The following is a 25,992-nucleotide window of genomic DNA, read 5'->3' on the forward strand; positions in this document are numbered from 1 at the left end:
GGGCGGCGGCGCGGCGGACCGGGGCACCGGCGTCGTCGAGTTCCGTAAGGTGCCAGGACGCGGCACGGTGGCGCCGTCGCTGCCACGGGCCCGCCGTCCAGGGCGATGTGGGTGCCGAAGGAGTGCGGGTTGTAGGCGGTCGCTTCCAGGAAGCGCGCGGAGAAGTACACGTCGCCCGCGGTGCGGGGCGTGGCCGCGGCGGCCTCCTCGGGTGTACGGACCCGGGTGGCCCGCCAGGCCCAGACGGACAGGGCCAGGCTCACCAGCGAACCCTTGGTCCCCGCACCCCCACCCGCCCACACCGCCGGGTGCCCGACGACCACGCCCACGACCGCGGTGAGCACCGCCCCGGGGACCGCCACGCCGAAGGAGACCCACAGGACACGCCGGTAGCGGGGACGGAAGGTCACTGGTCGCACGTGGTCGGTCACACCGCGACGCTGCCGCCGCCTGGTCGCACGTGGTCGGTCACACCGCGACGCTGCCGCCGCTTGGTCGCACGTGGTCGGTCACACCGCGACGCTGCCGCCGCCTGGTCGCACGTGGTCGTCACACCGCGACGCTGCCACCGCCTGGTCGCACGTGGTCGGTCACACCCGCGACGCTGCCACCGCCCGGTGCGCGGGAGCCGGTGCGGAGCACGGCGGAATCCCGGCCCCCGACGTTGCCGACGACGCCCTGAGCTGCTCGGTCACCAAGAGGTTCCCCGGTCACCGAAAAGTGCGTTCTTCCACGTCGGCCGCCACTCTCCTACGGTGACCGAGTAACCGTAAGCGAGTACCCGCCGGGAGGCACCACCATGGCCATCACCCTTCACGACCCCGCCGGACTGCCCCGGATCGACGTCTACCGTCAGGTGTCCACGGCGACCGGCTCACGGATGGTCTTCGTCGCCGGACAGGTCTCCTGGGACGCCGACGGCGTCACGGTCGGCGAGGGCGACCTCGCCGCCCAGGTCGAGCAGTGCTACCTCAACGTCAGCACCGCGCTGGCCTCCGTCGGCGCCACCTTCGACGACGTGGCGAAGCTGAACGTCCACGTCGTCGACTGGACCCCCGACAAGATGCCCCTGCTCCTCGACGGCATCGCCCGCGCGAGCGCGAAGCTGGGGAGCGCCCCGGTGCCTCCGGCCACCCTGCTGGGCGTCGCCGCCCTGGACGTGCCCGAGCACCTGGTGGAGGTCGAGGCCACCGCGGTCCTCGACTGAGCCGCTCAGGGGCCGGGCCGGTCTCCCAGCACCCCCGCGATCGAGGCGATCGTCCCCGGCCCCACCCGGCAGCACCCCCCGATCAGCCGTGCCCCCGCGTCCCGCCACCCGAGCACCCGCCCCGGCGCGAGGGTGGCCCGACCGCGCCAGCGACGCGCCCCGGCGTCCCAGGTCTCACCGCTGTTGGGGTAGACCACGACCGGCTTGCCCGTCACCCGCGCCGCCGTCGCCACGGCGTGGTCCGCGTCCCCCGGGGCACAGCAGTTGACGCCGACCGCGATCACCTCGTCCGCGTCGGCGGCCAGCGCGAAGGCCTCCTCCAACGGTTGTCCGGCGCGCGTGTGTGTCCCGTCGACTGTGTACGACAACCAGGCCGGGACCCCGAGTCCCCGCACCGCCCGCAGCAGCGCCGTGGCCTCGTCGGCGTCCGGCACCGTCTCGAGCGCCAGCACGTCGGGCGCGGCGGCGGCCAGCACCTCAAGCCGGGGCCGGTGGAACCGCTCCAACGCGGCCACGGTGAGCCCGTACCGGCCCCGGTACTCCGAGCCGTCCGCCAGCATCGCCCCGTACGGCCCCGCCGACGCCGCCACCCACAACGGACGCGCGGCACCCCTGGCCCGCGCCCGCCCTGCCGCCTCCCGCGCCGCCGTCACGCTCAGCGCGAGCAGCTCCGCCGCCCGCCCGCGCCCGATTCCCCGCCGCGCGAATCCCTCGAACGTGGCCTGGTAACTGGCGGTGATCACCACGTCGGCGCCCGCCTCGAAGTACGCCAGATGCGCCTCGGTCACCGCCTCGGGCAGCTCCGCAAGCAGCCGCGCCGACCACAGCTCGTCGCCCAGGTCGTGCCCGGCGGACTCCAGTTGGTTGGACATCCCGCCGTCCAGCACGAGCGTGCGGGTGGCGAGGGCTTCGGCCAGGGAAGGCGCGGTGGGGGTGGTGTCGCCGGTCATGTCCTCGACCGTAGACCGTCGTCATCGGACGCACCGCACCCGTTGACCTCCCCCTGACACGCCTCTACCTTTTCGGCGTTCGGTATGACAGATCACGTACGAGATCTCGAACGGATCGTCAGCAGAACGGATCGTCAGCAGAACGGATCGTGAACAGAACAGATCGTGAACAGAACGGATCGTGACCGGATCGAACAGTCGTCCATGCCGACCCTGGAGAGGCAACCCGCATGCCCACCCCCACGCCCCCACCCCCACCCGGGACACCCCCACCTCCCCGCCGACAACTCCTCAAGGGTGCCGCGCTCACTGCCGGTGCCCTCGTCGGCGTCCCCTTGGCCGCCCGCCCGGTCGCGGCCGAGCCCGCGTCCAGCTCCGCCGCACCCAGCCCGAAGGCAGCGCCGTACGTGAACCCCCTCGTCCAGCACCGCGCCGACCCGCACGTCACCCGGCACTCCGACGGCTTCTACTACTTCACGGCCACCGTCCCGGAGTACGACCGGATCATCCTGCGCCGCTCCCGCACCCTCGCCGGGCTCGCGACCGCCGCCGAGACGGTCATCTGGCGGGCGCACCCGAGCGGTGACATGGGCGCGCACATCTGGGCGCCGGAGCTGCACCGCGTCAACGGCAAGTGGTACGTGTACTTCGCCGCCGCGCCCGCCGAGGACGTGTGGCGGATCCGGATGTGGGTGCTGGAGAACGCCAACCCCAACCCCTTCCGGGGAACCTGGGTGGAGAAGGGCCAGATCAGGACGGCCTGGGAGACCTTCTCCCTCGACGCCACCACCTTCACCCACCGTGGCACCCGCTACCTCGCCTGGGCGCAGCACGAGCCCGGCATGGACAACAACACCGCCGTGTGGCTGTCCCGGATGGCCAACCCGTGGACCCTCACCGGCCCCCAGATACGGCTGACCACACCCACGTACGACTGGGAGTGCGTCGGCTTCAAGGTCAACGAGGGACCGTACGTCCTGCAGCGCAACGGGCGCGTCTTCCTGACGTACTCCGCCAGCGCCACCGACCACCACTACTGCGTCGGCCTGCTCACCGCCCCCGACGACGGCGACCTCATGAACCCCGCGACCTGGACCAAGTCGCCCACGCCCGTCTTCGCCAGCAGCGACACCACCCGGCAGTACGGGCCCGGCCACAACTGCTTCACCGTCGCCGAGGACGGCCGTACCGACGTCCTCGTCTACCACGCCCGCCCGTACAAGGAGATCGTCGGCGACCCGCTGGACGACCCCAACCGCCACACCCGCGTCCAGCCGCTGGGCTGGCGCGCCGACGGCACCCCGGACTTGGGGGTCCCCGTCGCCGACACGGCACGAGCGGAGGCCTCGCGATGAGACGTGCCGCCGCCTTGCTGCTCGCCCTCAGCCTGGGCCTGTTCGGCGCCCTCGTGACCGCCGGGCCCGCCCACGCCGCACCCCAGACGGTCACCAACGGCACCCAGTTCAGCACTACTTCGGGCGCCCCCGTGCACGCCCACGGGGGCGGGGTGCTCAAGGTCGGCTCCTTCTACTACTGGTTCGGCGAGCACCGCAACGCCGACAACACCTTCCGCTACGTCGACGCCTACCGCTCGACCGACCTGAAGAACTGGGAGTTCCGCAATCACATCCTGACCCAGTCCAGCCACCCCGAACTCGCCACCGCCAACATCGAACGACCCAAGGTCATGTACAACGCGGCCACCGGCAAGTTCGTGCTCTGGGCGCACAAGGAGAACGGCAGCGACTACAGCGAGGCCCGCGCCGCCGTCGCCGTCTCCGACACCGTCGACGGGAACTACACCTGGCAGGGCAGCTTCCGTCCGCTGGGTCACATGTCCCGGGACATCACCGTGTTCGTCGACACGGACGGCACCGGCTACATGGTCTCCGCCGCCCGCGAGAACTACGACCTGCACATCTACCGGCTCACCGCCGACTACACCGGCGTCGCGAGCCTGGTCGCCAACCCCTGGCCGGGCGGCCACCGCGAGGCCCCGGCGCTGTTCAAACGGGGCGGCGTGTACTTCATGCTGACCTCCGGCGCCACCGGCTGGAGCCCCAACCAGCAGCGCTACGCCACCGCCAGCAGCCTCTCCGGTCCCTGGTCGGCGATGTCCCAGGTCGGTGATGCCACCGCCTATGGATCGCAGACCGCATACGTTCTACCGGTGCAGGGATCCCAGGGCACGTCCTACCTGTACATGGGTGACCGCTGGGGCAACTCCTTCGGCGGCACCGTCAACGACTCGCGGTACGTCTGGCTGCCGATCACCTTCCCCAGCGCCACCTCCATGTCGCTGTCCTGGTCCCCGGAGGTCACGGTCGACACGGCCGCCGGGACGGTCGGCGGCGTCAGCGCCACGTACGAGACCCTCACCGCCCGGCACTCGGGCAAGTGCGCCGACGTGCCGAACCAGTCGCTGTGGCGGGGCGTGGCGCTCAGTCAGTACACCTGCAACGGCGGTGGCAACCAGCGGTTCTGGTTCCGGGACGCGGGAAGCGGTTACTACCAGCTGATGGTGCGCAACAGCTCACTGTGCCTCCAGGAGTTCACCGCCGACGTCCGTCAGGAGGACTGCGCGGCCGGGACCGTCGCCCAGCAGTGGAGCGTCACCTCGTCCGGGGGGTACTGGCAGATCAGGGCGCGGGGGACTGGGGAGTGCCTGGACGTGTCCGGGGGGTCCACCGCCAATTCCGCCGCGCTGATCACGTATGCCTGCAACGGCGGAAACAACCAGCAGTGGACTCGCGGGACTTGATCCCGTACGGCCCTGATCCCGTACGGCCCTGATTCCGTACGGCCCTGATCCCGAACGACCCTGATCCCGTACGGCCCTGATTCCGTACGACCCTGATTCCGTCCGGCCCCCGATTCCGTACGACTTGGTCCCGTACGACCTTGATCCCGTAGGACCTGAGTCCGTCCGACATCTAGAAAGCGCTTGCCGTCGCACGGTACGGTCCAGCCGCCAGGAGATCGATCTGACGACCTGCCGGAGGGTCCGCCCATGAGACGTGTCAGCAGCCTCGCCGTGACGGCGGCGATCGCCCTGAGCGCCGGACTGACGGCCGTACCTGCCCACGCACGGCAGGAGCCCGGTCCGGCGCTCGGCATCGACCACTGCACCACCACCGCTACCACCGCCACCACCGCCACCACCGTCTGCCACTTCGACGTCCCGCCCGGCACCTACGACGTCAAGGTGCTGCTCGGCGGCGAGTCCGCGTCCCGTACGAGCATCGGCGGCGAGACCCGGCGCGCCCTGCTCCCCGAGACGGCCGCACCGGCGGGCGAGCGCGTCGCCCGCGCCTTCACCGTCGACGTCCGCACCCCGGAGGGCGAACCCACCGGCGCCGACGGCACTCCGGGCCTGGACCTGACGATCGGCGGGTCCGCGCCCGCGCTGGCCGACATCCGCGTCACCCCGGCGGGCGAGCGCACCCGGCAGATCCTCCTCGTCGGCGACTCCACCGTCTGCGACCAGCCAGGGGACCCCTACTACGGCTGGGGCCAGCAACTCCCGCAGTACCTGCGCAAGGGCCTCTCCGTCGCCAACCACGCCGACTCCGGCGAGTCCACCGTCAGCTATCTGGCCGACGCGCGGCTGTGGGACACCGTCCGGCCGCTCGTCCGACCCGGCGACCTCGTCCTGATCCAGCTCGCCCACAACGACAAGACGACCGACGAGACGACCTACCGCGCCAACCTGGAGACCCTGGTCGCGGGCGTACGGGAACAGGGCGGCGAACCGGTCCTCGTCACACCCATCGTGCGCCGCTGGTTCAACGCCGACGGCACCCTGAACAACGGCACCGCCCTCCTCGTCAACGGCCTCGGCGTCGACCACCCCGCCGTCGTCCGCTCGGTCGCCGCCGCCCAGGACGTGCCGCTGATCGACCTGACGGCGAAGACCAAGGCCGTCGTCGAGTCGCTCGGCGTGGAGGGCTCCAAGTCCCTGTACCTCTACAACGAGAAGCGCGACAACACCCACACCTCCGGGCACGGCGCCACCGTGTACGCGGAACTCGTCCGGGACGAACTCGTCGCCCGGCATCTGGTACCCCCGGGCCTGGTACGGGTGGGGTGAAGCCCCTGGGACGCCTCGACCGGAACCGGGGCGTCCCAGGCCCTCGCTGGAAGGACCCGCCGATGCTCCTGCCGCCCGACGACCACCTCCGCAGCCCGCACACCGGTTTCACCCGCGCCCACTGGGAGGCCGCCGCCGACGCCCTGCTCGCCGCCGTCGAGCCGTACGCCACCCCCGACCACGCCCTCTACCACCTGCCCGGCGACCACACCAGCTGGTCCGGCCGCCTCTCCGACGGCCTGGAGGGGTACGCCCGGACGCTGCTGCTGGCCGCCTTCCGCCGGGACGAGGAGGTCCTGGAGCGGTACGCGGACGGGCTGGCGGCCGGGGTGTCCGGGGTCTGGCCCCGTATCGAGGACCGCGGCCAGCCGCTCGTCGAGGCGGCGTCCATCGCCCTTGCCCTGCGGCTCACCCGCCCGCTGCTGTGGGACCGGCTGCCGGACGCGGTACGGCAGCGCGCGGCGGCCTGGCTCGGTGACGCGCTGACCGCCCAACCGTGGCCGTGCAACTGGGAGTTGTTCCCGGTGACGGTCGGCGGATTTCTGTATGCAGTCGGCTGTGAGCCGGATACTGCACGTCTCGCCGTCGACCGTGGACTGGAGCGCGTCGAGCGGTGGTACGTCGGCGACGGCTGGTACACCGACGGCGACGGACGCAAGTTCGACTACTACAACGGCTGGGCCCTGCACCTCTACCCGGTCCTGCACGCCTGGCTCGCCGACGACCCCCGCCTCCTCGACCGCTACGGCCGCCGCCTCGCCCGTCACCTCAGCGACTACGCCCGGCTGTTCGGCGGCGACGGCGCCCCCCTGCACCAGGGCCGCTCCCTCACCTACCGCTTCGCCACCACCGCCCCCCTGTGGCTGGGCGCGCTGACCGGCCACACCCCCCTGCCGCCCGGCGAGACCCGCCGCCTGGCCTCCGGCGCCCTCAAGCACTTCCTCGACCGGGGCGCCGTGGACGAGCGCGGCCTGCTCACCCTCGGCTGGCACGGCCCCGACCCGTCCGTCCTCCAGGGCTACTCCGGCCCCGCCTCCCCCTACTGGGCCAGCAAGGGCTTCCTCGGCCTGCTCCTCCCCCCGGAGCACGAGGTCTGGACGGCCACCGAACAGCCCGCCCCGGCCGAGCGCGCCGACGCGGTCACCCCCCTCCCCGCCCCCAACTGGCTGCTCCAGTCCACCCGTTCGGACGGCGTCGTCCGCCTCCACAACCACGGCAGCGAGGACGTCCGCTACGACCCGTACTACACGCGCCTCGCCTACTCCACGATCACCAAGCCCACCACCACGTCCACACCGTCGTACGACAACAGCCTGGTCGTCGGCGGCGACGCGAGCCGTACCGGCATCGAGCCGCTGGGCGTGGGGGAGGGGTGGGCCGCCTCCCGGCACCGGGCGGGCGGCGGGGCACGGGTGGTGAGCCTGGTGGTGGCCCGCGGCGCGGTGGAGGTGCGGGCCTTCCGGGTGAGCGCGGCGGCCGAGGGGACGCCGGTCCGGGTGACCGGATGGGCCACGGCGGCGGGAGCGGGCGTCCGGGCCGAGGCGCTGCCCGCCCACGGTCTGGACGACACCCTCACCGGCACCCTCGGCCAGGGCCCCGGTCTCTACGTCGCCCTCGTCCGGCTCACCGCCGAGCCGGAACCCCGCCCCCTCCCGGAGTTGGCGTCCGTCACGGTGGAGGACGGTGACGACCTGTGCGTACGGTGGGCCGACGGACCACCCGCCCGGTTCCGCTTCCACCCCGGCCTGACCGTGCTGCCGCTCCCCGGCGCGGACACTTCGGCCCGCACCGAAACGCCCCACCGTTAGCGTCTCCGGCATGACCGCCTTCGCCGCACTCCACCGCCCCGGCGCCCCGCTGCTCCTCCCCAACGCCTGGGACCACGCCTCCGCGCGGCTGCTCGCCGCCCAGGGGTTCGCGGCGATCGGCACCACCAGCCTCGGGGTCGCGGCGGCGGCCGGAGTGCCGGACGGGGCGGCGGCGACCCGCGACGAGACCCTGCGGCTGGCCCTGGGCCTCGGGTCCGACCCCTTCGCGCTGTCCGTCGACGCCGAGGACGGCTTCAGCGACGACCCGGCCGAGGTCGCCGCGTTCGCCCGCGAACTGTGGGCCGTGGGCGTCGTCGGCATCAACCTGGAGGACCGGCTCGGCCCGGCGGACCGGCACGCCGAGAAGATCGCCGCCGTGAAGGCCGCGGCACCGGGGCTGTTCGTCAACGCCCGCACGGACACGTACTGGCTCGGCCCCCACGACCGCCCTCACGGCGAGACGCTGGCCCGCCTCGACGCCTACCGGCGGGCGGGCGCCGACGGCGCCTTCGTCCCCGGCCTCACCGACCCCACCGCCATCGCCGCCCTGGTGCGCACCCTCGGCGACCTCCCGCTCAATGTGCTCTACTCACCCACCGGCCCCACCGTCCCCCAGCTCACCGACCTCGGAGTGCGCCGTGTCAGCCTCGGTTCGCTTCTCTACCGGCGCGCCCTGGGCGCCGCCGTCGAGGCGCTGGCCGGGATCCGGGCGGGCCGCGCGCCCCGGGGCACGACACCGGCGTACGGGGACGTGCAGGCGCTCGCGTGAGGCCGGTGCCACTGCCAGTTAGGGGCGATCCTGGTACGGTTGACGCTTTCGCGGGTATCAGAACCTTTGGACTCGTCACGGGCGAAGGGCCGAGGACCGATGAGCATGGACACCCTCTCAGGGAGCACCCCCCCGGGGACCACTCCCTCCGACAGGCGGCTCGCCTCCGCCATCGTGATGGACGGCGAGGGCCGGGTGCTCCTGGTGCGCCGCAGCGAGCGCGAGCGGTTCCTGCCCCGGGTCTGGGGTGTGCCGTGCGGCAAGCTGGAGCCCGGCGAGAGCGCCGCGGACGGCGCGCTGCGGGAGCTGAAGGAGGAGACCGGGCTGCTCGGCGAGATCGTCCGCAAGGTCGGCGAGTCGTCCTTCGTCAGTGACTACAAGGGCCACGAGACCAAGAACTGGCAGGAGAACTTCCTGGTCAGGCCGCTGACCCGGCAGGTCACCCTGCCCGAGCCGGACCAGGCGCACGCCTGGCTCGCCCCGGCGGAGCTGTCCGGCGTCGACATCGACGACTACAACATGGACGTCGTCCGCCAGGCCCTGGCCCCCTGACCGGCTCCTCCCGACTCACGTACTCCTCAACAGATCCGCCAGACCGCTCAGCGCCCCCAGATAGTCCGGCACCTCCAGTGGCACCTTCGCCACCGCCCCCGGATGCGGGCCCGCCGCGGTGAACACATCGGTGTGGCGCCGCCGTTCGCTGCCCGTCTCCAGGAAGAGCGTCACCGTCGGGGCCTCCGTGTCGCACCACGCCCGGTGCAGGGTGTGCGCGGGCAGGGCGTAGGCGCTGCCCGCCGCGAAGTGGGCGACATGCGTGAGCCGCAACCGGGCCGGGCCCGCGGGGGCCAGCCGCCAGTGCGCGGACTCCTCGGCCAGCGACTCCTGGTAGCGCGTGGTGGCGATGTCACCGTCACCGTCGGTCTCGTACAGCTCCATGGCGAGCCGCCCCCGCACCACACAGGACGCCAGCGGGGAGCGGTGGTTGTGGATGTCCTCCTTGCCGATCGCGCCCCGGCCCGGGTGCCACAGATGGGCGCGGAGCATATGGCGCGGGCCGCCGTCGACGAGCAGCAGCTTGTCGAAGCCGAGGACATGGCGGTACGACAGTCGCGCGCAGCCCTCCGGATCGCCCTCGCCGGAGGCGAGTTCGGCGATCAGCTCCAGCAGGCGGCCGGGGGCGCCGAGTTCGGCCACCACGTCCCGGGCGGCGATCGCCAGCTCGTGCTCGGGCAGTTCCGCGTCCAGTGTCGCGGTCAGCAGCCGCCGGGCCGCCAGGACATGCCGACCACCCATGTGGTCTTCCTCCAACTCCGGCCCGCTCGGGCACGGTCAGTGACGGTGTGGGACAGCCGGGTGATCCGGCTGGTACATCCATACGGCATGCGCCCGCAGCGCCGACAGCCCTTGATACGTCATCCACATCGGGCGGCGCAGTTCGGTGCTGTCGCCGCGCCCCCAGATCCAGATGCCGTCCGTCTGCCCGGCCCACACGGCGGCGATGGCGCCGTCCAGCCGTTCCCGCCAGTCGTCCGTGCGGCCGTCCCGACGGGCGACCTCGCGGGCGCCGGGGGTGAGCAGGGCGCGGGCCATCCAGGAGGCGGTGAAGTGCCGTACGTTCAGCACCTCGTGGCGTAGGGGGTCGTCGGTGCGGGGGCGGCGTACCTCCTCGCGGAGGTTCTCCAGGTCGAGGCAGGCGTGGTGGGGCGCGTCGCGGCAGGCCAGCAGCCAGCGGACGCCGTCCTCGCGGGCGGCGCGGGCGGCTGCGGTCTCGCCGAGCACCCGGGCGGCCCGGTCCAGGGCGACCACCGCGAGCGCGGTGTGCAGGGGGGACGGGGGACCGTAGGGCGGGCCGAGGCGGTAGCTCCAGCAGCGCAGATGGTCACGGCGGTCGTCGCTGATCGCGCCGTCGACCAGGGCCTCGTGCAGCCGGGGCACGGTCCGGTGGCGGGGCGCGGCGCGCAGCAGGCCGCGCAGGACGGTCGTCACGACGTGCGTGGACTCGCGGCCCGCGCGGTCGAGTTCGCGGGTGAAGCCGCTGGTGCAGCGGTCCACCTCGGCGGCCAGCAGATCGCGGGACGCCCCCGCGCGGGCGAGCGCGCCCAGCACCAGCGCGGTGACCTCCGGGCGGGCCTCGGCGCCCTGTGACCGCGCCGACCAGCCGCCGCCCGGCAGCCGCAGCCGCCACAGCGTCTGCACCAGGTCGCCGGTGCTCAGCCGCCCGTCGGGCATGCCGAGGTCGAGCATGGTGTGCAGGCCGTAGGCGGTGCCGACGGGGGTCGGGCGCTGCGGGGCGGGATCGCCGGGGCCGCCGGTGGGGTCGGGTTCGCCCAGGGAGTGCGACCACCCCGTCAGCAGCCCGGCCTCCGGATCGTCGACCACCGAGACCTGGCCGACGAGCGTCTCGTAGGCCGCGCTGAACACCTCGGGCAGCGGACCGGGCCCCGGTGCCAGCGCGCCCGTGCCGAGGGCGGCCGGATCGCGCTGCCCGGCCTGGGCGGCGGCGGCCGTGCGGGCGCGCAGCAGGGCCGCCGCCAGCCAGGCCGCCACGCCGGTGCCGAGGCCGCTGAGCCCGGCGATCAGATAGCGGGCGGTCTCGCCGCCGAGGGAGTCGGGCAGGACGCCGAAGAGGAACTGGAACACGGCGTACCCGGCCGCGAGGCAGCCGAGGCCCCCGAGCCAGCCGACGAACCGCGCGGGCGGCGAGCCGCCGTCGTCCGGGCCCGTGGGCTGGTCGGGGCCGGGTCCGCGGGTGGGCAACGGGCCGCGTCCGAGCTGCTGTTGGGACAAGACGCGCTCCCTCCCCCGTGGCGGCCCCCGCTGAGCGGAACGCGGGGCCCGTGAAGATTCCAGTCTAGGGAACCGGTCTCCGACATCACGTTCGTACCGCTGTTTTCGCCCATCCACACCGCGCCGTTCACTTCCGTGGCCGAGGTGTCTCACGTGGCCAGTGCTCCAGCGCCGCGTGCAGGGCGTCGACGGCCTTGTCCCAGGACGCCTGGACGTCGCGGGAGTGGGCGAAGGCCCCGGCGGCCTCCAGGGCGCAGTAGCCGTGGAAGGTGCTGCGCAGCAGGCGGACGGCGTCGGTGAGGTCGGGTTCGTCGAGGCCGTAGCCGCGGAGCATGCCGTAGGTGATGTCGGCGGTGCGGCGCAGGGCGGGGGAGTCGGCGGCCAGGGCCGGGTCGACGCGGATCTGGGTGGCCGCGTAACGGCCGGGGTGCTGGAGCGCGTAGGCGCGGTACGCGGCGGCGAAGGCGGTCAGCGCTTCCTTGCCCGCGCGGCCCGCGACCGCCGCCGCGATGTGGTCGATCAGCTCGCCCCCGGCCAGCAAGGCCAGCCGGGTGCGCAGTTCGCCCAGGTTGCGTACGTGGGAGTAGAGGCTGGCGTCCCGCACCCCGAAGCGGCGGGCCAGCGCGGACAGGGTGACGTGGTCGAAGCCCACCTCGTCGGCCAGGTCGGCGGCGGCCGCGACCAGGCGCTCGGCGGTGATGCCCGCACGGGCCATGGGCGACCTCCTCCACCGTTCCGCCCGTTGACATGGGCGGCAGCCTAGTCCAGCCGGACAGGCGGCCCGGCAACTCACGGCCCTGGTACGGCAGTTGGGAAGGCCGTGACGGGCGGGACGAGCGGCCGTGTCCGGGACGCCTGGCGCTCATCCCTGGGTCGTTCAATATTCATCTTCCGCCTCGATTCTCCTCACGCGACGCAGTGAGCGCCGCAGCAGGCAGCCGCGCGGAAGTCGGCGGCATCCAGGAGGCACATTTCATGGGTCACGGTCACGGCCACGGACACGGCCATCACCACCACGGACACCACCACGATCACGATCACGGGCACGCGACGGCCCCCCTGCCCGCCGCCTTCGACACCTCCGTCCCGGACGAGGCCCTGACCCCCGAGCAGCAGTCGCGCCGCTCGCTGCTGCGCCGCGCGGGACTCCTCGGCGCGGGCCTCGCGGCCACCAGCGTCCTCGGCACGGCCGCCGCCCCCGCCTACGCCGCGCCGTCCTCCTCCGGCAGCCGCCGCGGCGGCTTCCTGTGGCTGGCCGGTGACCACCACATCCACACCCAGTACAGCAGCGACGGCAAGTACCGCGTCGTCGACCAGGTCCGCCAGGGCGCCCGCTACGGCATGGACTGGCTGGTCATCACCGACCACGGCAGCGCCACCCACGCCAAGATCGGTGTCGACAAGGTCAACCCCGACATCCAGCAGGCCCGCGCCGCCTACGAGGACACCCTCGTCTTCCAGGGCCTGGAGTGGAACATCCCCGCCGCCGAGCACGGCACGGTCTTCGTGCACCCGGGCAAGAACGAGGTCTCCGTCCTCAAGCAGTTCGAGACCGCCTACGACGGCAGCGTCAAGGGCGCCTCCGACTCCACGCCCGCCAACGAGGCCCTCGCCATCGCGGGCCTGAACTTCCTCGCGGAGCAGGTGCAGCGGCGCAAGGTCAAGGACGCGCTGATGCTCGCCAACCACCCGGCGCGGCGCGGTGTCGACTCCCCGCACGAGATCCGCGGCTGGCGCGACGCCACCGGCGCCGACCGGCAGATCGCCGTCGGCTTCGAGGGCGCCCCCGGCCACCAGGCGGGCGGCCTGCCCGCGCCGCTCGGCCCCGGCCGTGCCCGCGGCATCTACGACAACAACCCCAGCGCCAACTCCTTCGCGGGCTACCCGCCGGAGTCGTACCGCACCTGGGGCGGCTTCGACTGGATGACCGCCACCGTCGGCGGTCTGTGGGACAGCCTCCTCGCCGAGGGCAAGCCGTGGTGGATCACCGCCAACTCCGACTCCCACCAGAACTACGCCGACACCACCGTGCGCGGCCCGGGCAGCGACTTCAACGCCAACGGCAAGTACGAGGACCCGGTCTACGCCGGTCAGATCGACCTCGCCCAGGCGGACTACTGGCCCGGCTACTACAGCCGTACCCACGTCGGTTCCGACGGCTTCTCCTACGCCGCCGTCATGGACGGCATCCGCGCGGGCCGCATCTGGGTCGACCACGGCCAGTTGCTCAGCGGCCTCGACGTCCGCGTCTCCGGCGGCAGCCGCTGGGCCACCCTGGGCGGCGCGCTGCACGTCCGCAAGGGCACCAAGGTCACGCTGACCGTCGACGTGGCCCTCGCGGGCGGCCCCAACTGGGCGGGCTTCGTCCCCCAGCTGGCCCGGGTCGACGTCATCCAGGGCGATGTCACCGGCGAGGTCTCCGACAAGGACACCTTCACCGCGCCCTCCGCCAAGGTCGTCAAGTCCTACGAGGTCAACAAGTCCACCGGCACGGTCCGCCTCACCTACGACCTCGGCCGGGTCGACCGCCCCGTCTACGTCCGCCTGCGCGGCACCGACGGCAAGCGCGGCGCCGTCGGCGCGATGGGCGCGGCCGTGGACCCGGCCGGTCCCGCCATCGACGTCGTGGGCGACGCCGACCCGTGGCAGGACCTGTGGTTCTACACCAACCCCGTGTGGGTCCTCCCGTCGTGACGACCCCGTACGCCCTCACCGTCGACGCCGGTCTGAGGGATCTGCGCGCGGCCGACCACCTCCTCAGGACGCTCGCCGCCGAACTCGCCCTTCCCGAGGGCGCGTTCGGCTGCACGCACCTGATCCGGGGCGACCGGCCGCGCGTGGCGGTGTCCTTCACCGTCGCCTCACCGGCCCTGCGGGACCCGGCCCGCGAGTGGCTCACCGCCAAGGGGTACGAGGTGACGGACGGCGTCCCCGACGACACCGGCCGCGCGGTCCTCTACCCCGGCGCCGACGCACTCACCGGCACGCTGACGGTCGCGGAACTGCTGTCGCGCTCGGCGATCGACCGGGTGACGGTGCTGGGGGCGCCCGGGGAACCGGAGGGCTCCGCCCGCCTGGTGACTCGGGATCACGTACGCCCGCAGTGGCAGGGCGGTGAACTCGTCCTCATCGCGCAGCCCGCGATCGGCGGCACGCTCGTGCCCTTCGAGGTACCGGAGCCGACACCGTGCTGCGCGGACCACTGACCGGCCGGGAACGGGGCAGGCAATCGCACGAACTCCCCCCGGTGAACGGGCAGTTGAACCGGGGGGAGCGTGCGACGGCCTGGTCCCTGACTACCAGCACTCCATGGCCGGAAGGGGCCCCGCGCGGCAGCTGACGGTGAGATTATCAGAGCGGGGCGTGGAGGTGGCTGGAAGGTGACGGCGCCGTGGACGTCGCACAGGTGTGCGACTTAAGGTGTCGCATGATCCGTACATGCTGGACCGGTCGGCGCCGGTCCCTTCTCGTCATGTTCCTATGCGCCGCCTCCTTGGTGCTGGCGTCCCTCAGCGCCCCGCCCGCCGCCGCGGCGACCGCGGACTGCGTCGAGGAGGGCAACTACGAGGTCTGCTTCACCTACGGCGGCACCACCGAGACCCTGATCGCCCGCAAGATCAAGGCGAAGATCGACGCGACGGCCGACGCGGCGCAGAGCGGCGACTACATCCGGGTCGCGCTGTACGAATGGGTCAAGGACACCGACGGCTACGGCACCCAGGTCGCGCAGTCGCTGGTCCGAGCCGCCCAGAACGGTGTCAACGTCCGGGTGGTGCTGAGCAGCCTCGGAAGCAACGACGCCGTGGTCAGTTACCTCGAGGCCAACAACATCGACGTCCACCAGTGCGCCAAGGCGTGCAACGGCCCCGACGGGACCATGCACAACAAGATCTTCCTGATCAAGAAGGGCGACACCAGGCTCGTACTCCAGTCGTCGTCCAACTTCAGCCTGAAGCAGGCCCAGCACGCCCAGAACCTGCTGATCAGCAGGGACGACACGGCACTGTTCACGCACTACGTGGACTACTGGAACCGCATGCGCGCGGCGAACGACGCGACGAAGACCTACTGGACCCACGGCGGAGTGACCTGGGACGACGATGCCAAGGCCCGTGCCGGGGACAACGACCTGTCCCGTGCCTACTTCTACCCCATGGAGACCAAGAGCCCGCTGGTCGGAGTCCTGAGGAACGTCACCGCCTGTGCGGCGGGCAACGACCGTGTCTGGCTGGAAGCCAGCCTGTTCAACCCGAGCGACTACTCCAAGGCGATCGCCGCCGAGTTGAACCGGCTCGTCGGCATCGGCTGCAATGTCAAGGTCATCGTGCAGAAGGAGAGCGGGGAGACCGAGCTGAAGGCGCAGGGCTTCCCCGCTGCTCGCGTCTTCTGCCACGGTGAGCACCACAACAAGCTCACCCTGATTGACGCGTACTACGCGGGCGCCTGGCGCGAGGCGGTCTTCGTCGGCTCCTACAACGTCACCGAGAACTCGCTGAGGAACGCCGACGACGCCATGCTCCGCGTCATCAACGGCTGGGCCACCGCCCGTTACGTCGAACAGTTCCAGGCGCTGTGGGGCGCCGATGTCGGCTGCGACCAGACGGACGACGGGAGCGGCAGCAGCTGACCGCCGCCACACCCCACACCGCGCCGCGCGTACGTGAGGCGCGCGGCGCGGTCCTGAGCGGTCAGCCCAGCGTCGAGAAGACGAACGAGAACCCGGCCGGTTCGGCGCGCAGCCGGTACCGCGGCAGCACACCCGGTCCGCAGGACTGCGAGCCGATGCCCATCTGGGCGTGGTCCAGGCTGACCCACACCCGGTCCCCGGGGGTGAGGTCCGTCAGGTGGGCGGCGGCGTCGAGCTGTTCCGTGGTCCAGCGGCGGGCCGTGAACCAGAACTCCGGCTCGCCCTCGATCCGCAGACCGCCCAGCTCCACCCAGCGGACGTCGGCGCGGGCGCCGTTCTCCTGGGGGCGGACGTAGGGGGTCTGGAGGCCGTCCACCGTCGACTCCCAGCGGGCCAGCCGCGACGCCGACCGGGTGTCGGGGTACGCCTCGCCCGGACCGCCGCCGTACCAGCGCACCCGGTCGGCGCCCGCGAGGCCGAGGCGGACGCCGAGCCGGGGGAGGGGGAGCGTCCAGTCGCCCGCCGGGGTGACGGATACCGTCAGCTTCAGCCGGTCGCCGTCCGACGTCCAGCGGTATGCCGTATGCAGTCCCACCTCCGCGGCGGCGGGCGCCACGCGGGTGTGTACCGTCAGCGTGTCGTCGGTGAGCTGTACATCGTCTACACGGTGCTGCATACGGTGTAGCCCCAGCTTCCGCCAGAGCAGGCCGTAACGGGCGTCGGGCTGCCAGGGAGCACCCTCGTCGTTGTCGGTGGGCGCCCGCCAGACGTCCAGGCGGGGGCCGGACAGCTCCAGGTCACCGAGGGTGAGCAGGGCGCCGGTGCGGGCGTCGAAGGTGGCCGGGCCCAGGTGGATCCGGTCGGTGGTGGATGTCGGGCGGGCGGTCGGGGTGAGGGCGGGGGTGCGGCGGGGGGTGACGGGGAGTTGCGCCCAGGCCACCACGTGGTCCTTCGGTGCCCAGGGGGTGTCCGTCGCCAGGAGCGCGCGGATCGTCCACAGGGCCTCCGCCGGGTCCTCGGCGGCGGGCGGCTCCGGCAGCTTCAGCTCCGCCGACTCGCCCGGTGCCAGCGCCGGGACCGACAGGGAGCCCGCCTCCACCGTCGCGCCGTCCACCTCGTACGACCACTCGAAGGCCAGCGCCGAGAGGTCGGCGAAGTCATGGGTGTTGGTGACGCGTACGGTGCCGTCCCGGCCGTCGCCCTCGACGCGCACCGGCTCGATCACCTTCTTGTACTCCACCAGCCCCGGTGACGGCGTCCGGTCCGGGAACAGCAGGCCGTCGCAGACGAAGTTGCCGTCGTGCAACTCCTCGCCGAAGTCGCCGCCGTAGGCGTAGCCCAGCTCCGGGTGCCGGATGCCGTGGTCGATCCACTCCCAGATGAAACCGCCCTGGAGACGGCCGTACCGCTCGAACAGCCGCTGGTAGTCGGCCAGCCCACCGGGGCCGTTGCCCATGGCGTGGCCGTACTCGCACAGGATGAAGGGGAGTTGGCGTCGCTTGTGCGTGCCGCCGTCGAGGCCGCGGCCGATGCGCTCGACGTCCTCGTGGAAGGCGTACATCCGCGAGTAGACGTCGGTGTCGCGGCAGTCGACGTCGCCCTCGTAGTGGACCAGCCGGGAGGTGTCCCGGGCGTGGATCCACTCGGCCATCGCGGTCAGGCCGCGGCCGGTGCCCGCCTCGTTGCCGAGGGACCAGATGACCACCGACGGGTGGTTCTTGTCCCGTTCCACCATGCGGGCGGCGCGGTCCAGCAGGGCCGGGGTCCAGCGGTCGTCGTCGACGGGGTTGTCCCGCCAGGCGTGCTCGACGAAGCCGTGGGTCTCCAGGTCGCACTCGTCGATCACCCACAGGCCGTACTCGTCGCAGAGGTCGAGGAAGGCCGGGTGCGGGGGGTAGTGGGAGGTGCGGACGGCGTTGATGTTGTGGCGCTTCATCAGGAGCACGTCCTGGCGCATGGTCTCCAGGTCCAGGGCGCGGCCGTGCTCGGGGTGCCACTCGTGGCGGTTGACGCCGCGGAACAGGACCGGCCTGCCGTTGACCTTGATCAGGCCGTCCTCGACGGCCACCGTGCGGAAGCCGACGCGCAGCGGCACCCGCTCGCCCGGCGTGGCGAGGACACCGTCGTAGAGCGTCGGGGTCTCCGCCGTCCACGGCATGACCGCCACGGTCACGGCCTCACCCGTGGCGACGTCGATGTCCAGGGACGGCACGGTGACCCGGCCGGGGACCTCGGAGTCGACGCGCAGGGTGCCCTCGCCCGTGCGGTGGTCGTACGAGGCGTGCAGGAAGAAGTCACCGGCGCCGCCCTCGGGGCGGTGCAGCAGGGTGACGTCACGGAAGATGCCCGGCAGCCACCACTGGTCCTGGTCCTCCAGGTACGAGCCCGCCGACCACTGGTGGACCCGGACCGCGAGCACGTTCCCGGTCGGCCTCAGCAGCGCGCCCACCGAGAACTCGTGCGGCAGCCGCGAGCCCTTGAACTCCCCGATCTCCGTGCCGTTCAGCCACACCCGGGCGCAGGACTCCACGCCGTCGAAGCGGAGGAACGCATCGCCGTCCCCCGGCCACTCCTCCGGCAGGTCGAAGTGGCGCAGGTGGTCGCCGGTCGGGTTGTCGGTCGGGACGTGCGGGGGGTCGACCGGGAAGGGGTAGAGGTGGTTGGTGTAGATCGGAGAGCCGAAGGCGCCGTCGCCCTGCAGGACCCAGTGGCCGGGCACGGTCACCTCCGGCCAGCCCCCGGCGTCGTATCCGGGCGCGGCGAAGGAGTCGTCCTCGGCGTCGGCCGTCGCCGAGAGCCGGAAGCGCCAGTTGCCGTTGAGGGAGAGGGACTTCGCGTCGGAGTCGCGGTACCGGGCACGGGGCGGCAGGGCGCCCGTGCCCGGGGCGGTGTCCTCGACGTAGGCGGTGGTGCGGAAAGACATCGGTCTCCTTGGTCAGCCCTTGATGCCGGTCTGTGCGATGCCCTGGACCAGCCAGCGCTGGAGGAAGAGGAACACGAACACCAGGGGCAGGATGGAAATGGCGGTGGCCATGAAGATCAGGTGGAAGTTGACGGTCTGGTTGGTCATGTACGAGGAGAGCGCCACCTGGACCGTCCACGCCTGTTCGTCCTGGCCGATGACCAGCGGCCACAGGAAGGCGTTCCAGCCGCTGATGAAGGTGATGGTGGCGATGGCGGCGAAGAAGTTCAGCGAGTTGGGCACGACGATGCGCCAGTACGCGCCCCAGTAGCCGAGCCCGTCCACGCGTGCCGCCTCCTCCAGTTCCTTGGGGAACCCCAGGAAGTACTGCCGGAAGAGGAAGCAGGTGAAACCGCTGAACAGCCCCGGAATGACCAGTCCGCGCAGGCTGGACACCCAGCCGAGTGACGAGACGAGGACGAAGCTCGGTACGAAGGTGACCGCGGTCGGCACCATCAGGGTCACCAGAACGGCGTAGAAGATCTTGTTGGCGTGCCGGTAGGGGATGCGGGCCAGGCCGTATCCGGCGAGGGAGCACACCAGTAGGGTGCCGACTGTATGCAGTACGCCGACGACCGTCGAATTCCACAGCGACTGGGCGAACGGGACCGTCGGGTCGTCGAACAGCTCGGTGACGTTCCCCCACTGGATGTCCGTGGGAAAGAACCGCCACTCCTCGCCGGTGATCTCGGCGTCCGTGGACAGGGCGTTGCGGACGATCAGATAGAAGGGGACCAGGAAGAGGAAGGCGGCGATCCCGGCGCCCAGATAGAGGCCGGTGGAGGAGAGCGTGTGGCCGCGTCCGCGGCGTCCCGAGGGGGTGGTGGTCACTTGGCCTCCTCACCCCTTCCGAAGCCCATGAGCCTTCCCTGGAAGAGGGTGACCACGCAGATCAGCAGGGTCAGGATCATCGCGCCCGCGCTGCCCGCGCCGTAGTCCTGGTTCTCGCCCAGCGCGGTGTAGTACAGCTCGACCAGCGGCGGGCGGCCCCAGGTGGTCTTGGCGAGCAGGTTGAAGAACTCGTCGAAGGCCTGGTACGCGGCCACGAGCAGCAGCAGGATCACGGCCGTGGACGTGGCCCGCAGCTGCGGGAGCGTGACATGGCGGAAGGTCTGCCAGCCGGGCTTCGCGCCGTCGATCGCCGCCGCCTCGTACAGCTCGCGCGGGATGTTCTGGAGGGCGGCCAGGAACAGGATCATGTAGAACCCCGACTGCAGCCACAGCCTTACGGTGACGATGACCAGCCAGTACCAGGGCGGGTTGGGGTCCGCCAGCCAGGCGATGTTCTCCACGCCGAACCAGCCGAGCACGGTGTTCGCCAGACCGAAGCGGACCCCGCTGAAGACGGACATCTTCCAGATCAGCGAGGCCGCGACGAAGCTGACCGCCGTCGGCAGGAAGAACACCGACCGGAAGAACGCCCGCATGAACCGGATCCGGTTCACCAGCAGCGCCAGCCCCAGCGACAGCGCCCAGGTGACGGGGACGACGATCGCGGCGAACACGGTGAACGTGACCAGCGCGTCGGTGAAGCGGTCGTTCGTCAGCATGTACCGGTAGTTGTCGAAACCGACGAACGTGCTCGGTGTGACCGTGTAGCGCGCCTCGAAGAAGGAGAGGTACGCGCTCCAGCCGATCGGGATGTAGACGAAGACCACCAGCCCGATCAGGAACGGGCCGGTGAACAGCCAGAAGTTGAGGGTACGGCCACGGATCATGGCGTCAGTCCGTCCCCGGCCTATCCGAACAGCTTCTTCAGCTCACGGCCGACCGTCCGGTCCGCCTTGTCGAGCGCGGCCTCCGGGTTCCCGCCCTTGCGGACCGTGTCGGCGACGACGCCCTCCAGGGCGACGATCATGGCCTGGGTCCAGGCCGGGTTGTCGAAGTGCCCGAACTCGTTGAACAGCCGTACGCCCTCCGCCGCCAGGCCCGTCTTGAGCTTGTCCGCGGACTCGGCGAGCGAGGTGCGCGGCGGGATGTGGAAGCCGTAGGAGAGCGCCCAGTCCTCCTGGTGCTCCTTCTGGTCGATCCACAGCCACTTGACGTACTCCTTCGCCTCGTCCAGGTGGGTCGACTTGGCGTTGACGAACATCGACCAGCCGCCGTTGACCACGGCGGGCTTGCCGCCGTCCGCCGAGGCCGGGAAGGGGATGATGCCGACGTCGTCGCCGAGCGCCTCCTGGATCACCGGCATCGCCCACATCCCGCACCACTGCATGGCGACCAGGCCCTGGGTGAGCGCCGACGGGTCCCACCAGTCGGCGGGCGCGTCCAGCAGCAGATGACCGTCCTTGAACATGGAGCGCAGCTTGGTCAGCCCCTCGGCGACCGCGGGCGTGTGGTAGGCGATCTCGTTGTCCTCGGTGAGGGTGTTCGCGCCCGTCGACCAGATCAGCGGGTTCATCACCGGGGTGACGGAGTTGCCGAGGAAGACGCCCTTGACCTTGTCGGTGGTGAGCCTGGCCGCCGCCTCCACCAGCTCGTCCAGGGTGGCCGGGGGCTCGATGCCCGCGTCCGCCAGCAGGGACTTGCGGTAGTAGAAGAACTGCGGGTCGTCGATCATCCGGATGCCCCACACCTTGCCGTCGATGGTGTGCGAGGCGATGTCCGCCTGGTTGAAGTCGTCCCTGACCGGCTCGATCAGCTCGGTCAGATCGGCCACCTGACCGCTCTTGACGAGCTGTATCTGCGGGTGGAACTCGAAGACGTCGGGGGCGTTGTCGGTGAGCAGGGCGGAGAACAGCTTGCTCTCGAAGTTGGTGCCGGTGATCCACTGCGTGGAGACGTCGGCCTTGTCGTAGGCCTTGGCGTACCGCTTGACGGCCTGTTCGGTGCCCGCCTCGCCGTAGGCGTGGAAGTACTGCACGAGGCTGGTGCCCGAACCGGAGCCCCCGCCCCGGCCGTTGTTGCCCCCACAGGCCGCCAGCGAACCCGCGGCGGTCAGGCCCAGGGCGGCCCGCAGTACGGATCGGCGGTCCCGGTTGCTGTTGCTCGATGCCGACATGGTGACGTCCTTGTCTCGAGGTTCTGCTGCGGCTCGGTGGCTCGGCGCGAGATGGCTCACTTCGGCTTGCGGTGCCGGACGCTAACCTTCGGCAAATGCTTCGGCAAGGGGTTGGACGAAGCCCGTACGAAATGTTGTGCGACGTACGGAATGCCGACCGCGCGGGGTCAGACGGGCGGCGCGGTACGGCTCCTGGCCGGGGCGGGCTGACGGCGTACGGTGGCCCGCTGGCCGACCGACTGGAGCGCGCCCTCCAGCGCGAACGTCGCCGCGCCCAGGCACACCGGGTCGGTGGGGATCGGGGACAGCACGATCTCCGTGGCGGCCAGCGGCCGTCTCAGGGCGTGCCGGGCCACGGCCGTACGCACCTCGGCGAGCAGCGGTTCACCGAGGGTGGCGGCGACCCAGCTGCTGAGCACCACCACCTCGGGGTTGAGCAGGTTGACCAGGTCCGCGATCCCGGCGGCGAGATAGCGGGCGGTGTCCCGCACCACCCGCACGGCGACCGGATCGCCCGCGGTCACCCCGCGGGCCAGCGCGTCGATGGTGGCGGTCTGGTCCCCGGGGCGCAGCAGGGCGCTGTCCGGGCTCAGCTCCTCCAGATGGCGCATGATGCCGGGCGCGCCGACATACGTCTCCACGCAGCCGTGGTTGCCGCAGTGGCACGGCCGCCCGTCGAGCACCAGCGTGGTGTGTCCCCACTCGCCCGCGCTGTTGCTCACCCCGCGGTGCACCCCGCCGCCCAGCACGAGCCCGGCGCCCACCCCGGTGCCGAGGTTGACCACCACGGCGTCCCGGCGGCCACGCGCCGCCCCGAACCACAGCTCGGCCACCGCGCAGGCCCGCAGCGGGTTGTCCAGGTGGAGCGGGTAGGAGATGTGCTCGCCGAGCAGGTCGAGCAGCGGTACGTCGTGCCAGTGGTCCCAGTTCGGCGCGTACTCGGAGACGCCGGAGTCCCGGTCCACCTGTCCCGGCATGCTCACCCCGACGCCCAGCACCCGGGCCGCCTCGGTCCCGGCCTGCGCGACCACCGAGCCGACGGCGGCGGCGACCTGGCCGACGAGCCGCTCCGGGCGGTTCCCGCCGGTGCGGACGTCCTCCTCGGCGCGGGCCAGCACGTTCAGCGCGAGGTCGAACAACTCGACGTGGACGTACGTCTCCGCGATGTCGACGCCGATCAACGCGCCCCCCGCCGCGTTGACGGCGACCAGTCCCCGGGGGCGCCCGCCCGCCGAGTCCTCGAAGCCGACCTCGGTGATCATCCCCAGGTCGAGCAGCTCACCGACGAGCGTGGCGACCGTGGCCAGGCTCAGTCCGGTGGCGGCGGCCAGCTCCTGCCGGGAGGTGGGGGACGAGGCGATGATCTGGCGCAGCACCCCGTAGCGGTTCGCCGTGCGGATGTCCCGTGATGTGCGCACGGTCGGAAGGCTAGGGGGTGCCGGGTACTTTCCACAAGGGATGGGGAAAGGGGTGAGGCAAGCCCTCGGCGGGGTCAGCTCCCGAGCACGTCCCGCACGAAGGCGTTGGCGAACTTCCCGGCCGGGTCGAGGTCGGCGGCCAGCGCGCGGAAGTCGCCGAGCCGGGGGTAGCGCTCGCGCAGGACCGCCGCCGGGGTGGTGAAGACCTTCCCCCAGTGCGGCCGGGCGTCGAAGGCGTCCAGGGCCGCCTCCAGCCGCCGTACCACCGGCACGACGGCCGCCGTGTCCTCGATCCAGGTGAAGTGCGCCGCGACGGTGTCGCGTCCGTACGCCGGGCTCAGCCACTGGTCGTCGGCGGCGACCGCGCGGATCTCGCAGGTCTGCAGTACGGGGGCGACGACATCCCGTATCCCGTCGATCGCATACAGCATGTCGACCGCATACCGGCGCGGCAGCAGGTACTCCGACTGCAGCTCCGCCCCGCTGCTCGGGGTGAACTCCGCCCGGAAGTGCGGCAGTCGCTCGTGCCAGGGCCCCGGCACCCCGAACTGCTCGGTGCAGTTGACGGCGGGCATGCCCGGCACCGGGTGCATCTTCTCCGTCGCCGGGGCGGCGAACGGGAAGGTGGGCAGCGGCTGGTCGGTGCGGCGCTTGAGCCACACCTGACGGAACCCCGGCGCCCGCCAGTCGGTGAACAGGCTCACGCTGTACGCCGCCGACATCACCGTCTCGAAGGCCGCCTGGTCCAGCCCGGCGAGCGGCAGTTCGGTGAAGACGTGCTGCTCCACCTCGTAGGCGGGCTCCAGGTCGAGGGTGAGCGCCGTGACCACGCCGAGCGCGCCGAGGGCGGTGACGGCGCCGCCGAAGCGTTCCTGCCCGCGCTCGACCGTCACCGTCGCACCGTCCCCGGTGACCAGTTCCACCGCCCGCACCGCGGCCGACAGCGGGCCGTTGCCGACCCCCGAGCCATGGGTGCCGGTGGCGACCGATCCGGCGACGGAGATGTGCGGCAGGGAGGCCATGTTGGGCAGGGCGAGGCCGCGGGCGTGCACCAGGCGGGCCAGCTCGGCGTACCGGACGCCGCCCGAGACCCGTACCGTACGGGCCGTCGTGTCGACGTCGACCACGGGCGGCAGCGCGTCGAGGGAGAGCAGTACGCCGTCGGGGCCCGGGTCGGCGATCTCGTTGAAGGAGTGCCCGCTGCCCAGCACCCGCACCCGCGCCCCGTCCGCGACGAGGGAGCGCAGGGCGTCCAGGGAGCGCGGGCGGTGCAGCTCCTTGGCGGCGTAGGTGATGTTGCCCGCCCAGTTGGTCACGGTCTCGGTCATGCGCGGCCCCTCCCTTGGGAAACGTCGGGGCCCATCACATCACTGCCGTGACCGGCGCCGGTGCCAAGGGTCCGCCCGCCACAGCCGGGCGTGGACCAGACCGACGGCCAGCACACCCGCCGCGGCGGCCGTGTACCCGGGGCCCGGATGGGCGCCGGTGTCGGCGAAGTGCCAGCAGACGGCGGCGATCAGGAGCATCGCCCAGCCGGTGACGACGTTCGTGGCCGCCGAGGGGCGGAAGGGGTGGGGGCCGGTGGCGTCGCCGGTGCTGCCCGCGACGTAGTAGGGCAGGCCGTTGCCCGCCCAGAAACCGGAGGCGAAGGCGAGGAGGACGGTACCGAGCATGCGTCGGGTCCCTTCAGCGGGCGCGTCGAGATCCTTCAGTGGGCGCGTCGAGTCCTTCAGTGGGAGCGCCGAGTCCTTCACTGGGCAAAGAGGCCGGTGACGGTCAGGTCGACCAGGCGCCGCAGTCGGCGCCGGAGCACCTCGGGTCCGCCCTCCGACTGGCCGATGCCGACGGCCGAGGCGAGCAGGACGGAGGCGGTCTCCAGCGGTTCCGGGGTACCGGCGAGGAGCTGGGCGAGGACGTAGACCAGCTGGTCGTCGGCGGGGGCGACGCCCATCGCCACGGCCTGGGCGATCAGCTCCCGCCGGTGGCGGGCGTCGGCGATGCCGGTGGCCGTGTCCAGCTTCACCAGCAGCACGCCGTACACCCGGTCGGCGAGGCTGCCCTCGGCCTGGCTGGCCCGGTGGGCGGCCTCCACCAGCTGGTCCGTGACGTACTCGGCGACGGCGGTGAAGACGTCCTGCTTGTTGCGGAAGTACTGGTAGAGCGCGGGCCGGGAGACCCCGGCGGCCTGGGCGATCAGGTCCATCGAGGTCTGCCGGAAGCCGTGCCGGGCGAAGACCTCGACCGCGGCCGTCACGATGGCGTCGCGCTTGCTCATACTGACAAAGCTGACAGAAAACGTCAGGATCGTCAATGTCCAGGGCCGCCCAGCCCCGGTTTCCGGACCCGGTTGCACGGTCGTGGCACGCGGGG

22 protein-coding genes are annotated in these 25,992 nt (G+C 71.9%); 10 read left to right on the forward strand and 12 right to left on the reverse strand.

Annotation, left to right across the window (positions count from 1 at the left end; genetic code table 11):
• The first annotated feature begins 799 nt into the window (after nt 1-799).
• Entirely contained in the window at nt 800-1,207 is a 408-nt protein-coding gene (locus ACFVQG_RS04070) for a RidA family protein (RefSeq protein WP_383376589.1), read from the forward strand.
• A 5-nt stretch (nt 1,208-1,212) separates the two neighbouring features.
• On the opposite strand, the gene mmuM is transcribed toward ACFVQG_RS04070, so the two are convergent.
• A complete protein-coding gene (gene mmuM / locus ACFVQG_RS04075) occupies nt 1,213-2,157 on the reverse strand; it encodes a homocysteine S-methyltransferase (protein WP_383376591.1) in 945 nt (314 codons plus the stop codon).
• Nucleotides 2,158-2,387: 230 nt separating this feature from the next.
• On the opposite strand from mmuM, the gene ACFVQG_RS04080 reads away from it, so the two are divergent.
• The 6 genes from ACFVQG_RS04080 to ACFVQG_RS04105 all read left to right on the forward strand — a co-directional run bounded on the left by ACFVQG_RS04080 (nt 2,388) and on the right by ACFVQG_RS04105 (nt 9,376).
• Nucleotides 2,388-3,512 (forward strand): family 43 glycosylhydrolase, encoded by a 1,125-nt coding sequence (locus ACFVQG_RS04080; RefSeq protein WP_383376593.1) that lies wholly within the window; start codon nt 2,388-2,390, stop codon nt 3,510-3,512.
• Nucleotides 3,509-4,918 carry an RICIN domain-containing protein gene (locus tag ACFVQG_RS04085; protein WP_383376595.1) on the forward strand — a complete coding sequence of 470 codons (1,410 nt, stop codon included), beginning with the start codon at nt 3,509-3,511 and terminating at the stop codon, nt 4,916-4,918. Before ACFVQG_RS04080 ends, ACFVQG_RS04085 begins: the two co-directional genes overlap by 4 nt.
• Before the next feature lie 249 nt (nt 4,919-5,167).
• Nucleotides 5,168-6,247, forward strand: coding sequence for a rhamnogalacturonan acetylesterase (locus ACFVQG_RS04090; protein ID WP_383376597.1), 1,080 nt, complete (start codon nt 5,168-5,170; stop codon nt 6,245-6,247).
• Between the two features lie 62 nt (nt 6,248-6,309).
• Entirely contained in the window at nt 6,310-8,055 is a 1,746-nt protein-coding gene (locus ACFVQG_RS04095) for a DUF2264 domain-containing protein (RefSeq protein ID WP_383376599.1), read from the forward strand.
• A gap of 10 nt (nt 8,056-8,065) precedes the next feature.
• Nucleotides 8,066-8,824, forward strand: a complete 759-nt coding sequence (locus ACFVQG_RS04100) for an isocitrate lyase/phosphoenolpyruvate mutase family protein (RefSeq protein ID WP_383376601.1) — start codon at nt 8,066-8,068, stop codon at nt 8,822-8,824.
• A gap of 105 nt (nt 8,825-8,929) precedes the next feature.
• Nucleotides 8,930-9,376 (forward strand): NUDIX hydrolase, encoded by a 447-nt coding sequence (locus ACFVQG_RS04105; RefSeq protein WP_383376603.1) that lies wholly within the window; start codon nt 8,930-8,932, stop codon nt 9,374-9,376.
• A 15-nt stretch (nt 9,377-9,391) separates the two neighbouring features.
• Here the strand turns inward: ACFVQG_RS04105 and ACFVQG_RS04110 are convergent, their stop codons facing one another.
• The 3 genes from ACFVQG_RS04110 to ACFVQG_RS04120 form a co-directional block, all read right to left on the reverse strand.
• Entirely contained in the window at nt 9,392-10,117 is a 726-nt protein-coding gene (locus ACFVQG_RS04110) for a hypothetical protein (protein WP_383376605.1), read from the reverse strand.
• 36 nt (nt 10,118-10,153) lie between these two features.
• Nucleotides 10,154-11,611, reverse strand: a complete 1,458-nt coding sequence (locus ACFVQG_RS04115) for a hypothetical protein (RefSeq protein WP_383376607.1) — start codon at nt 11,609-11,611, stop codon at nt 10,154-10,156.
• Between the two features lie 127 nt (nt 11,612-11,738).
• Nucleotides 11,739-12,326: a TetR/AcrR family transcriptional regulator gene (locus tag ACFVQG_RS04120; RefSeq protein ID WP_383376609.1), complete on the reverse strand. Its 588-nt coding sequence runs from the start codon at nt 12,324-12,326 to the stop codon at nt 11,739-11,741.
• Nucleotides 12,327-12,586: 260 nt separating this feature from the next.
• On the opposite strand from ACFVQG_RS04120, the gene ACFVQG_RS04125 reads away from it, so the two are divergent.
• The 3 genes from ACFVQG_RS04125 (at nt 12,587) to ACFVQG_RS04135 (ending at nt 16,238) form a co-directional block, all read left to right on the forward strand.
• A complete protein-coding gene (locus ACFVQG_RS04125; protein WP_383376611.1) occupies nt 12,587-14,305 on the forward strand; it encodes a PHP domain-containing protein in 1,719 nt (572 codons plus the stop codon).
• On the forward strand, nt 14,302-14,817 hold the full coding sequence (locus ACFVQG_RS04130; protein ID WP_383376613.1) for a hypothetical protein: 516 nt from the start codon (nt 14,302-14,304) through the stop codon (nt 14,815-14,817). The genes ACFVQG_RS04125 and ACFVQG_RS04130 overlap by 4 nt, the downstream gene beginning before the upstream one ends.
• A 266-nt stretch (nt 14,818-15,083) precedes the next feature.
• Nucleotides 15,084-16,238 (forward strand): phosphatidylserine/phosphatidylglycerophosphate/cardiolipin synthase family protein, encoded by a 1,155-nt coding sequence (locus ACFVQG_RS04135; RefSeq protein WP_383376615.1) that lies wholly within the window; start codon nt 15,084-15,086, stop codon nt 16,236-16,238.
• A gap of 61 nt (nt 16,239-16,299) precedes the next feature.
• Here ACFVQG_RS04135 and ACFVQG_RS04140 read toward each other — a convergent pair whose 3' ends face one another.
• From ACFVQG_RS04140 to ACFVQG_RS04175, 8 genes are all read right to left on the reverse strand, one after another.
• Nucleotides 16,300-19,161: a glycoside hydrolase family 2 TIM barrel-domain containing protein gene (locus ACFVQG_RS04140; protein WP_383376617.1), complete on the reverse strand. Its 2,862-nt coding sequence runs from the start codon at nt 19,159-19,161 to the stop codon at nt 16,300-16,302.
• A 12-nt stretch (nt 19,162-19,173) separates the two neighbouring features.
• Nucleotides 19,174-20,031: a carbohydrate ABC transporter permease gene (locus ACFVQG_RS04145; RefSeq protein ID WP_383376619.1), complete on the reverse strand. Its 858-nt coding sequence runs from the start codon at nt 20,029-20,031 to the stop codon at nt 19,174-19,176.
• A complete protein-coding gene (locus ACFVQG_RS04150; RefSeq protein WP_383376621.1) occupies nt 20,028-20,918 on the reverse strand; it encodes a carbohydrate ABC transporter permease in 891 nt (296 codons plus the stop codon). Before ACFVQG_RS04150 ends, ACFVQG_RS04145 begins: the two co-directional genes overlap by 4 nt.
• A 20-nt stretch (nt 20,919-20,938) precedes the next feature.
• Entirely contained in the window at nt 20,939-22,204 is a 1,266-nt protein-coding gene (locus ACFVQG_RS04155; protein ID WP_383376623.1) for an ABC transporter substrate-binding protein, read from the reverse strand.
• 167 nt (nt 22,205-22,371) lie between these two features.
• Nucleotides 22,372-23,622: an ROK family protein gene (locus tag ACFVQG_RS04160; protein ID WP_383376625.1), complete on the reverse strand. Its 1,251-nt coding sequence runs from the start codon at nt 23,620-23,622 to the stop codon at nt 22,372-22,374.
• A 74-nt stretch (nt 23,623-23,696) separates the two neighbouring features.
• Nucleotides 23,697-24,950, reverse strand: coding sequence for an FAD-binding protein (locus ACFVQG_RS04165; protein WP_383376628.1), 1,254 nt, complete (start codon nt 24,948-24,950; stop codon nt 23,697-23,699).
• A 39-nt stretch (nt 24,951-24,989) separates the two neighbouring features.
• Nucleotides 24,990-25,295, reverse strand: a complete 306-nt coding sequence (locus ACFVQG_RS04170) for a hypothetical protein (RefSeq protein ID WP_383376630.1) — start codon at nt 25,293-25,295, stop codon at nt 24,990-24,992.
• 77 nt (nt 25,296-25,372) lie between these two features.
• Nucleotides 25,373-25,897: a TetR/AcrR family transcriptional regulator gene (locus ACFVQG_RS04175; protein ID WP_383376632.1), complete on the reverse strand. Its 525-nt coding sequence runs from the start codon at nt 25,895-25,897 to the stop codon at nt 25,373-25,375.
• Nucleotides 25,898-25,992 lie beyond the last annotated feature (95 nt).

This window comes from Streptomyces sp. NPDC057877, assembly GCF_042796855.1.
Classification (GTDB): Bacteria; Actinomycetota; Actinomycetes; order Streptomycetales; family Streptomycetaceae; genus Streptomyces.